The 9981-nt window shown below is 61.4% G+C and carries 12 protein-coding genes; 3 read left to right on the top strand and 9 right to left on the bottom strand.

From position 1 onward, the window contains the following. The first annotated feature begins 209 nt into the window (after positions 1 to 209). Positions 210 to 1874: a RecQ family ATP-dependent DNA helicase gene (locus ACFUOZ_RS21050; protein ID WP_377551905.1), complete on the top strand. Its 1665-nt coding sequence runs from the start codon at positions 210 to 212 to the stop codon at positions 1872 to 1874. Here ACFUOZ_RS21050 and ACFUOZ_RS21045 read toward each other — a convergent pair. The 3 genes from ACFUOZ_RS21045 to ACFUOZ_RS21035 form a co-directional block, all read right to left on the bottom strand. Then, positions 1871 to 2320, bottom strand: a complete 450-nt coding sequence (locus ACFUOZ_RS21045) for a hypothetical protein (protein WP_377551902.1) — start codon at positions 2318 to 2320, stop codon at positions 1871 to 1873. The two genes, ACFUOZ_RS21050 and ACFUOZ_RS21045, sit on opposite strands and share 4 nt — an antisense overlap. Positions 2321 to 2392: 72 nt before the next feature. Then, positions 2393 to 3313 (bottom strand): NAD(P)H-hydrate dehydratase, encoded by a 921-nt coding sequence (locus ACFUOZ_RS21040; RefSeq protein WP_377551900.1) that lies wholly within the window; start codon positions 3311 to 3313, stop codon positions 2393 to 2395. Beyond that, positions 3291 to 4067, bottom strand: a complete 777-nt coding sequence (locus ACFUOZ_RS21035; RefSeq protein WP_377551898.1) for a histidine phosphatase family protein — start codon at positions 4065 to 4067, stop codon at positions 3291 to 3293. The genes ACFUOZ_RS21040 and ACFUOZ_RS21035 overlap by 23 nt, the downstream gene beginning before the upstream one ends. A 135-nt stretch (positions 4068 to 4202) precedes the next feature. Here ACFUOZ_RS21035 and ACFUOZ_RS21030 point away from each other — a divergent pair, with 135 nt between their 5' ends. Beyond that, positions 4203 to 5498, top strand: a complete 1296-nt coding sequence (locus ACFUOZ_RS21030) for an NAD(P)/FAD-dependent oxidoreductase (RefSeq protein WP_377551895.1) — start codon at positions 4203 to 4205, stop codon at positions 5496 to 5498. On the opposite strand, the gene ACFUOZ_RS21025 is transcribed toward ACFUOZ_RS21030, so the two are convergent. Together ACFUOZ_RS21025 and ACFUOZ_RS21020 are read right to left on the bottom strand one after the other, a co-directional pair. Further along, positions 5484 to 5768: a DUF3040 domain-containing protein gene (locus tag ACFUOZ_RS21025; protein ID WP_377551893.1), complete on the bottom strand. Its 285-nt coding sequence runs from the start codon at positions 5766 to 5768 to the stop codon at positions 5484 to 5486. The two genes, ACFUOZ_RS21030 and ACFUOZ_RS21025, sit on opposite strands and share 15 nt — an antisense overlap. 53 nt (positions 5769 to 5821) lie before the next feature. Next, positions 5822 to 6538: a 3-keto-5-aminohexanoate cleavage protein gene (locus ACFUOZ_RS21020; RefSeq protein ID WP_377551908.1), complete on the bottom strand. Its 717-nt coding sequence runs from the start codon at positions 6536 to 6538 to the stop codon at positions 5822 to 5824. Positions 6539 to 6639: 101 nt separating this feature from the next. Between ACFUOZ_RS21020 and ACFUOZ_RS21015 the strand changes: the two genes are divergently transcribed. Then, positions 6640 to 7101 carry a GatB/YqeY domain-containing protein gene (locus ACFUOZ_RS21015; RefSeq protein WP_377551891.1) on the top strand — a complete coding sequence of 154 codons (462 nt, stop codon included), beginning with the start codon at positions 6640 to 6642 and terminating at the stop codon, positions 7099 to 7101. Positions 7102 to 7112: 11 nt separating this feature from the next. On the opposite strand, the gene ACFUOZ_RS21010 is transcribed toward ACFUOZ_RS21015, so the two are convergent. The 4 genes from ACFUOZ_RS21010 to ACFUOZ_RS20995 all read right to left on the bottom strand — a co-directional run. Next, a complete protein-coding gene (locus ACFUOZ_RS21010; RefSeq protein WP_377551889.1) occupies positions 7113 to 7844 on the bottom strand; it encodes a DUF72 domain-containing protein in 732 nt (243 codons plus the stop codon). A 104-nt stretch (positions 7845 to 7948) separates the two neighbouring features. Beyond that, positions 7949 to 8317 carry a hypothetical protein gene (locus ACFUOZ_RS21005; protein ID WP_377551887.1) on the bottom strand — a complete coding sequence of 123 codons (369 nt, stop codon included), beginning with the start codon at positions 8315 to 8317 and terminating at the stop codon, positions 7949 to 7951. A 156-nt stretch (positions 8318 to 8473) separates the two neighbouring features. Then, a complete protein-coding gene (locus ACFUOZ_RS21000; RefSeq protein WP_377551885.1) occupies positions 8474 to 8992 on the bottom strand; it encodes an Imm61 family immunity protein in 519 nt (172 codons plus the stop codon). Then, the coding region (locus ACFUOZ_RS20995) for a TNT domain-containing protein (RefSeq protein ID WP_377551883.1) at positions 8989 to 9981 on the bottom strand (993 nt) is incomplete at its 5' end. The genes ACFUOZ_RS21000 and ACFUOZ_RS20995, both read right to left, overlap by 4 nt.

The following is a 9981-nucleotide window of genomic DNA, read 5'->3' as shown; positions in this document are numbered from 1 at the left end:
TGTGGCTGACAGGAATTACTTTGCCGGGCCTGGATCAAGAACAAATCCTGCAAACCCGCAACACTTCCTCAGGAAAACCTCAAGAAAACCGCAGCGGTTATCCACAGGTCCCATCCGCCGAAAAGGCACGGCCCTCCGGCTCGCGCTAGGCTGGAGATCTCGGCTGATGCAGATGGCCGCAGGAACCACAAAGCGGAGCCATCTCTTACATGTCAGCTGACCTTGCCCTGACTGCCCTTGCGGCGTCCTCCTTTTCCCTACCTGAGTTGCGCGACGGCCAACTGGCTGGCATGAGCGCCCTCGCTGAGGGCCGCGACGTCTTGGCCGTCATGCCTACCGGTTACGGAAAATCGGCTACCTACCAGGTCGCGGCCCTGTACCTTCATCAACAAACGAAACGTCCCGCCGTCGTGGTTTCACCCCTCATCGCCCTGCAGGAGGACCAGCTGGAAGGGCTCGCCGAGGACCTCGGTGAGGGCGCCGCCGTCGCTATTAACTCTTCCCGCACCGACGCAGAAGTCCAGACTGCATGGGAGGCGGCCGAGTCGGGCCAAGCGGTGTTCGTCTTCCTCGCCCCGGAGCAGCTGGCCAAACAGGAAACCGTCGAGCGTATCGCCAAGCTCGAAGTCACGATATTCGTGGTGGATGAGGCCCATTGTGTATCCGCGTGGGGCCATGATTTCCGCCCGGATTACCTTGAACTGGGCAACGTCCGGGAACGTTTGGGGAATCCGCCGGTGATCGCCCTGACTGCGACGGCGTCGCCACCGGTGCGCGATGAGATCGTAGAGCGGCTTGGCATGCGGGACCCCTTGATCCTGGTCCGGGGCTTCGACCGTCCCAACATCAGCCTTGATGTAGTGCGCCACCAGGAGGACAAAGCCAAGCGCAAAGCCGTGGTGGAACACGTCGTGGAGCTGGCCGGCTCGGAAGGGCTGGGCCTGCTCTATGCCGCCACGCGGAAAGACACGGAGGGCTACGCTGCCAAGCTGACGGAGCAGGGTTTGCGGGCAGAGGCCTACCACGCGGGCCGCGCGGACGCTGACCGTGAGGACATCCACGAGAGGTTCCTGAACGATCAACTCGACGTAGTTGTGGCCACGACGGCCTTTGGCATGGGCATTGACAAGCCCAATGTAAGGTTCGTGGTGCATGCGGACATTCCGGAGTCGCTGGACTCGTACTACCAGGAAATCGGTAGGGCCGGCCGCGATGGTGAAGCCGCCGCGGCGATCCTTCATTACCGGGCCGAGGACCTGGGTCTACGCAAGTTCTTCGGCACGCACTCACCGGATCCAGAGGCCCTGAGAGCGGTACTGAAGGTTATTAAGGACGCTGGTGGGCCAGCTCCCAAGTCCGCGATAGCGGAGCTGACTGGGTTCCCGGCGCGGCGCGTTACAGGGCTGGTGAACCAGTTGGAAGAGGCTGGCGCTGTGAAGAGCGGCAAGCGTGGAACCCGGCTCGCTTCCAAAGCGAAGCCCGCCACCCTGGTCGACCGGGCGGTGGAACTTGCCGAAGCGCGGCAACGTGTAGACCAGTCCCGGCTCACCATGATGAGGGCCTACGCCGAGACGGACGGTTGCCGTCGCCAGTTCCTGCTGGGCTATTTCGGTGAAGACCTGCCCGATCCGTGCGGTAACTGCGATGCCTGCGCTGACGCCCGCCACGATGAAGCGGTAGGTTCGGACTGCTCTTCAGCGTCAGCTGCTGAAGAGCAGTTCCCCTTGCAGTCCACCGTGATCCACAAGGAGTGGGGTCCCGGGCTGGTGATGCGGCACGAGGACGACGTCATGACTGTCCTGTTCGAGCAGGAGGGTTACAAGACCTTGTCCAGTATCGCCGTCGTCGAGCATGAACTGCTGAAGCCCGCCTAGGCGCGGGCGGCTCGGGGCCGTCTCGTCATAACCGTAACGGCCAGTGCGGCCGCCAAAGCCGCCACGCTGACCAGATACAGCAGCCCACCCCACGGCGCGTGGTCGCCACCGGAGATGAAAAAGGCATCGGCCAACGCCATTCCCGCGGGAAAGGATGCCCAAAAGTACGACGGCGCGCCGAGCCCCAGGATGAGGAGGTCGAGAAGGATCACGGTTCTCATCCGCGAAATGCGGCGTGTTGCCGTCAGCAGCACCACGACTGCACCGAGCCCTGTTCCAAGGAGGGCCCACAACAGCACACCCGGTGCGGAGAGAGACTCGTTGGCTTGGGCAAGCCCCGCATGGATTTCTTCCAGGCTGGCACCGGGAACGGCCGCGAGCGGGTTCCACACGAGGATCTGCAGGGCTCCCGTCAGGGCGAACGCCGCTATTGCAGCGAGCCCCACAAGACTAACGATGACACGCGATCTTTGAGTGCTGCTTTTAATTGTCCCCATACTGGGAGCCTAGCCGAGGGCTCAGGTGTTCAGTTCCAACATCAGCGCCGGCAGTTCGTCGGCGAGCTCCCGGGCCAGGAACCCGAGCGGACCCAGCTTGCTTGCCAGACGATCCGCCGCAGCCGCATGCAGATGGGTGCCCCAACAGGCGGCCTGGGCATTGCTCGTTCCGCGGGCCCTCAGTCCGGAAACCGCACCGGCCAGGACATCGCCGCTGCCGGAAGTCCCCAGACCGCCGTAACCGGTGGTGATCTTCCAAAGGTCGGAGCCCTCACCCGCGGAGCCCTGCGGTCCGGCGATGAACCCCTGGCAGCTGACCACCGCGTCAAAGCGACGCGCAATCTCGATCAGCGCAGCTTCAAGATCCTCGACATCCTTGCCGAGCAGGACCCCGGCCTCCGTCGGGTTGGGGGTGAGGATCAGGCGGCCACGCCACGGTTCGAGTTGGTCTTCCACCTTCGCGAGCGCTCCGAGGGCATAGGCGTCAAGAACGACGGCGGGACCCCCTTCGGCGTCCTCGCCGTCGTCGGCCTTCTCCCGTTCCAAGAGGGCCCTAAGCAAGGACTCTGCGAGATCCAGATCGTCCAAGCCGGGACCGATCAGCACGGTGTCGGCACGTTCCAGATAGGTTGAGATGCGGTCCAGCCCCTCACCCGTCAGGGAACCGTCAGCTGTTTCCGGCAGCCCGATTGAACCACATTCCGGCAGCGTAACGCCCACCTGCACTGCCGCGGATTCGGCCACCGCCAACGTGATTTTGCCGGCTCCCGCCCGCAGCGCCGCAGTTCCGGCGAGGATGGCCGCGCCCGGGGTTGCCCGGGCTCCGCCGATCACAAGCACAGCTCCGCGTGAATACTTGTCGTCGCCGGGGGCCGGGAGCGGCCAGTCCCTAAGAAGCGATGGAGTGACCAAAGTGGGTTCACTGCGGGTGGACACTGGCATCTCCGGCGTGTTCGGTGACTGTGACACCCTGCTCTGTCAGGTGGTCGGCAACGTTGAAGCTCTCAAGTTCCCACGGTCCGGAGCCGGTGGGGCGCACGTATCGCGTGATGGAGGCATTGAGCACTGATGTGGTGGCGGCGAGGTCCAGGATTTCGTCTTCCGACATGCCCTCCAGGACGTATCGGACCAGCAGAATGATGGCGTCGTGGCAGACGAGCATTACCCGGTGTCCTCGTCCCAGGGTGTTGAGCTCGTCCAGGACCGAGCGAAGACGCAGGGCCACATCCGCCCAGGACTCACCTCCGGGCGGCCGGTAATACAGCTTGCCCAGCCACGCACGGCGCTCGAACTCATCGGGGTAGCGGTTCTTCACGCCGAGGCTCGTCAGCCTGTCCAGAATGCCCAATTCCCTGTCACGGAGGCGCTCGTCGGTGAGTACCTTCACGGGCCACCCTGCTGTTTCGACGGCGATTTCCGCCGTCTGCCGGGCGCGGGCGTAAGGGGAAGAAACAACAGCGTCCGGTCGCAGCTCCTCGGCGATGCGGGCCAACGCGGTCCCGAGGGCCTTGGCTTGGTCCTGGCCCGTTCCCGACAGATTCACATCCGGGTCCCTCGCGGGCACGTCGATGATTTCCGCTCCCGCCAGCCGCGCCTCGGTGGCGGCCACATTTCCTTCGCTCTCACCATGCCGGACCAGCAACAATTCCACGGCGCCGGCCTCTTGCACGGCGTCCGTCAGACCGTCCTCGTTCACAAAAGATCACCCTTCCGCGTGCGTTGCCGAATGCAGAACACTACTCACTGCGTACCCACCGGTCCAGAGAATAAACGCCCGACGGCGGATCGGGAACCTCTGTTGCCTGAACCGCCAGTGAAGTATGTTGCTCGCATGAAGGACACTTACCAGGTCATTGTGGTCGGCGGCGGATTCGCGGGCGTTGCGGCAGCCAAGGAACTTGGCCGCAAGGGTGTACGCGTCTTGCTCATCGACTCGAACAACTACCACCAGTTCCAACCCCTCCTCTATCAGGTTGCCACCTCCCAGATCGGTGTATCGGCCATCGCCCGGCCACTGCGTTCGGTGTTCCGGCGCCTTAAAACGGTCAAGGTTCTCACCGCCAAAGTGGAATCCGTGGACGCAGCCCAGCGGTCGGTGACGACTGCGGACGGGCAGACCTTCAAGGCCGAAGTAATGGTTCTCGCCGTAGGCGCTGTTCCCAACTTCTTCAACACGCCCGGCGCCGAAGAGCTGGCGTTTCCCCTCTATTCCGTCACTGACGCCACGAGGCTTGGGGCCGGACTCACCCGGTTATTGGATGAGGCCGATGGAAACCCGGGCATGTCCGTGGGCGTGGTGGTGGTTGGCGGCGGTCCAACTGGTGTTGAAACGGCCGGAGCCATGGCTGAAAACGTCAAGTACGTCGTGCAGAAGTATTTTTCGCCCGAACTTGCCGCCCGTTGCCGGGTACATCTGGTGGACATGGTTCCCAGCGTGCTGAACATGTTCTCGTCCAAGTCCCAGAAGTACGCCACCGAGCATTTGCAGAAAGTGGGCGTTCAACTTCACATGGGCGTGGGGGTCACCGAGGTCCGGCGCGATGGTGTGACGCTGGCTAACGGAAGCTCCGTTCCGGGGCAGATTGTGGTGTGGGCCGGGGGCTTGAAGGCCGGCGACATCATTGCCGGCTCGGGGCTTGCCCAAGGTAGGGGCGGGCGGATCGACGTCAACCCGGACCTAACGGCGCCGGATACAAAGGGCGTGTATGTCATCGGGGATGCCGCCAACATCACGGACTCGACCGGGGCCAAACTTCCCCAGCTCGGTTCGGTCGCGCAGCAGGCTGGAAAATGGGCGGCCAGGAACATCCTTGCGGACCTCAACGGAGGCAGCCGCGAGCCATTCCGCTACGTGGACAAGGGGTACATGGCGATGGTGGGTCGCGGCGCTGCGGTGGCTGAACTTGGCCGGAAGCGCATCCAGTTGCAGGGTGTCTTCGCCTTCTTGTCGTGGCTCCTGGTCCACCTGGCGCTGTTGTCCGGGCTGCAGCAAAAGATCCGGGCATTGTTTTCCTGGCTCAACGGGTACCTCCTGCACAGCCCTGCCCAGGTAGTTGTCAGCAGCCCCCTGCAGGTTGAACCTCCCTCGGAGGCTCCACCTGGGGCGCTGCCATCAAAGGAGTCTTGAGGGGGACTGATTCTTGTACTTCTTGTGGGACACCACTGCGTAGACAACAAGGAAGCCGCCGACGAGGGCAAGTGGGACTACGTGCAACGGGATTGCCAGCAGGATCAGGAGGACTCCCACGGCGGCGGCCATCACGTCACGAACGCGGGGTTGAACCGGACCGTGCACGGGGACACCGGATTCGAGTTGCCGGGCCAAATCGGGATCCTGGATGAAAAGCTCCCGCTCGAGCTGTTGCAGAACCCGGCGCTCGCGTTCCGAAAGGGGCATGGTGGGTTCCTCCTCAAAGCTCAGTATTCCAATGAGCTAAGCATGCTTATTATTCAAACCGCAAGCAATTTTTTGGCGGCGGCAACCAAGTCGGCATTGCCGGCCGTTCGCCTCCCGTTCGGCAGCAGGAGCGTGTCTTCAAGGCCGACCCTCGCGTCCAAGCCCCACTCGATGGCAAGCTTGAGCGCTGCCCAGGCTGACGTGTCTTCGCCATGGAGCAGTACGCGGGCCTGGGGCGCGTGCTCGCGTACCAGGGCCAAGAGCCGGACGGCCTCAATCCCGACAACCTCGGCCGGAATTTCCTGTAATTCGATCAACACCCTCAGGCATCTGTTCCGGAGTGGGGAGGAAGCCCAGAGGCGCGCGGCGTTGCCGTGCCAAACACCGGCCTCGATACCCACACCGCGGGCGTGAAGGAGTCCGGCCACCTCCTCGGCGCCGTCCTCATGCCAGTTCACGGAAGCGAAGTCAGGAAGCTCGTGCCACGACTCGATCCGCTTCAGCCGGGTTGCGAGGTCGGGGGTGGTCCAGGCTCCAGTGGTCACGCCAACCGGGATGCCTGGACAGGCATCGCGAACGGCACCCAGCCATGAGGCCACATAGTGGGGTTCCAGGGTGTCCTTGCCCTGCGGATTCTTGGGGTGTATGTGCAGGGTTTGGGCGCCCGCGGCCACCGCCTTTGCAGCCTCCTGGGCGAGAGCGGCCGGATCTGCGGTTAGTCGATGGTGTTGCCGGATGTCCCGGACCCCGTTAAGGCAGGCTTGTAGCATCACACGGCAATGCTAGGGCTTGGTTGGCGTGCGGCGGGAGGCCCGGCTGCGCGTTCAAGCTGGGAAGATAGCAGGAAGAATCCCAAACAAGGAGCAACATCATGACTCTCAAAGAGCAGTTGAAAGCCGATGTAGTCGAGCACATGAAGGCAGGCAACAAAGTTGCCCTGACCACGGTTCGCAACGTCCTGGGTGAAATCACCACCCGCGAAAAGTCAGGTAAGACGCCGGTAGAGCTCGACGACGCCCAGGTCACCTCGCTGCTGCAGAAGGAAGCCGCGAAGCGGCGGGACACGGCAAGGATCTACACCGAGGCAGGGGAGGATGATCGTGCGGCGGCCGAAATCGTAGAGGCCGAGATCATCGAGGCTTACCTTCCCAAAGCGCTCACCCGTGAAGAGGTGGAGGCGATTGTGGACGAAGCGATCGCCGCATTGAAGGCCGATGGCCAGGAACTCTCCATGCGGTCCATCGGTGCTGTCATGAAGCCTGTTACCGCAAAGGTTGCAGGGCGCTTCGATGGCAAGACCGTCAGCGAAATCGTGCGCGCCCGCCTGGCATAACCGCCACGGGGTCAGTTGACCCCAAGCAGCCACCGCAGAGTGTCAGCGTTGCGCACGGCGTTACCACCGCCGTCGTTATTGAAGTAGACGTAAACGTCCTTGCCGGAGCCGCTCCACTCGCGGATCCTGTCCGCCCACCACCTCAAATCGTCCTCTGAGTAGGAGCCGCCGTAGAGGTGCTGGTGGTCCGGGCCGTGCATGCGGATGTAGACGAACGGCGCGGTGGCGCGGAGGATGCATGGCAGGTTGGCGCCGCTCATGATGCAGTAGGCGGCCTGGTGGCGTTCCAGGAGCGCGTACACATCGGGGTGGTCCCAGCTGTCGTGCCGGAACTCGACGGCGACGCGGATCCAGTGGGGCAGGGCGGCCAGGAAGTAGTCGAGCCGGGCGTCATCGCGGGCAAAATCCGGCGGCAACTGGGCCAACAGGACTGCCCTTTTGTCGCCGAGTTCGTGCCAGCATCGCTCGATGCGTTCCGCCCACACTTCAGGGCTGTACAGCTTCTTGGCGTGTGTCAGTCCGCGCGGCGCTTTGACCGACATGGCGAATCCCGCCGGCAGCCGTTCCCGCCAACCAGCGAAGGTGGTGTCGCGGGGCCAACGGTAGAAACTGGCATTCAGCTCGACTGTGTTAAATCGAGCTGTGTAGTGGGGCAGGCGTTTGGCGGCGGGCAGACCCGGGGGATAGAGCACGTTCTCCCAGTGGTCGTAGCTCCAGCCCGATGTGCCGATGTGGATGCCCATGGTGAGGATGGTAGCTGGTTATTACTGTTGGAGCAGGTCACGCGCAGTCCGTCCCAGTGGTGTTCCGATTGGTTCTGAGCCGGGCGCTGCCCCCACTGGGGCCTTCAGCGGCCGAACAACTTCTTGCTGATTTTTGCGAAGACGCCGGGTTCTTTGGAGGGGTCGATGATTTCCGGTTCGGCGGAGAAGTCGGTGCCGGTGTCGGTGACGGGTAGTCGTTTGTTGGCCCAGTCGACTGTTCCGAGTTCCGGGTTGTAGACCGGTGGGGTCATTTTTTCGGCGCGGAACACTCTCCACATCCACTGCGGGATGTTGTCCACTGTGCGCGGGAAGGCCCTGAGGTCTTGAAACAGTGTCAGTGCATCCGCGGGGCGATCCGGAATTCGACCAACCGTACCAGGGCGTATTAGTTCTTCATCAAAAACCTTAATAAAGTTATCACCTAGCTGCGAAAGTTGGATTAAGCAGCTCATCCATGTTCCTTTACCCATTTCGTACGCGGAAGGCCTCAGATTATACATCCAACTGGTGGGAGCGACCCTGCACCGGCCTATTGTGAGCTGTCGGGACGCTGCAGCAGCCATGCACCGCTCAACATCCTTGGATGCGGTGACTGCAAGAAGTAAATTTTAGGACGCAATAAAGAACGGAGGTTTGCCATTTTCTGAAAGGCAAGAATCGCGCAATTGACGCGGTGACAACTTGGAGTAGTGCGAGAATTTCACAAGATTTATATGATTTGAAAAGAACTTGCTTCCTGTGGACTCGTCTATCAGCGTCCAGATATGATTTTGCTGCGTTAGTAGAAATCCTGGCGCAACATCATTTGGCGTCAAGGGCACTGGGACTACAAGCAGTCTAGGAAGATCCATTTCCTCACGATAACCCTCGCAAAGCAAATGTGTGACAAATAGCTCCATCGCACCTAGGCTGGAGGTCGTAAAAACTGCTTGTTCCGGCTGCCCTCTATCGGATTGCGATAGAATATAGGCATTTCTATTAACGAAAAGATGATAAATGAAGTCGTCGCGAGGGTCTAGGAACCAAGAACCATCCGTTGAATCTTGGTAGTATGTGAAACCCGCGGGAGCGATCAGGTCAGATACGCTGACCATCAGGGAATTGAGCCCTTTTTGTTCCGTAGTCATTTAATTAGCAGTCCTACATCCAGCATGTCATTGACGGTCAACATTTTTCCACTTGCGTCTCGGGCGATTAACTGCAGCGCCCCACCGCGACGGCCAAACGCCGGGGCCACGCGCGATACCTCAATTGTCCAATTTTCTGTTCCATGGGGCCACTTTTCGGCGATTCGGTAAGAGAAATACTTGTTTGCCAGTGAGTCAACGGGCAGGGATCTGGACTCGAAGGTTGCGCGCTCCCCGGACTCCAAGATACCCAGATACTTTCCGCCCGGACTGCCAATACGATCCAGTTTCGTTCCGAAGTCTTGCGTGAAGGCTTGCACATCGGTGTAGCGGACGAGCGTGCCAGGCTCGACTCCGCCATTGGGCGGGTATACGTGTCGGACCGATCCGTCTTCCGGAGCTTGGTCCGTATAGCGAACATCGTAGTCGTTTTTCCCGAAGATGGTGCCTTCACCTTTGTCTGACCGACCCCATTTCGCGTCCGCCTCTGAAACCAATGCCAAGGTGTCGCGGTTCTTGCGGAAAAGTTCCGGGTACGGCGGGTGTTGGCCGTGTACCTCGCGGGGCTCACCGTAGCTCTGCTCGACAATGTCGGCTTGGCGACCGACCGCCGGTTCATGGCTGAGTTGCTTTGCTGCCGAGGTACTGTCGACTGCTAGTTCACCGGGTTGGCTGGTGAGGGGTTCGTGAAGGAGACGGGTTACGGGTGCGTGGTCCACTAACGCTGTCGCTTCGTCGGTAATACCAGATTTCGCAGAAGACCCAAGAGGCTTTATGTCGGTTACAGGGCTCTGCATCGAGACGGAATCGGCAGCATTTATGTGTGCACTGGGCTTGGCGGTTTCGGAGATTCGGACTAAGGATGAGTCGAGGGTTTGGTTGAGTTTGCCCAGGCCGGTGTCGAGCTTTTCGAGGGCGGCTCCGATGCCGTTGTTCCAGAGGGCGGTACGGGCTTTGGCCAGCTTCGCGGTGACCGCTGCGGTGGTTTC

It is taken from the genome of Paenarthrobacter sp. NPDC057355, from assembly GCF_042667405.1.
GTDB lineage: Bacteria > Actinomycetota > Actinomycetes > Actinomycetales > Micrococcaceae > Arthrobacter.
Note: the sequence above shows the minus strand (reverse complement) of the source record. Positions and strands in the feature narration are given on the sequence as shown.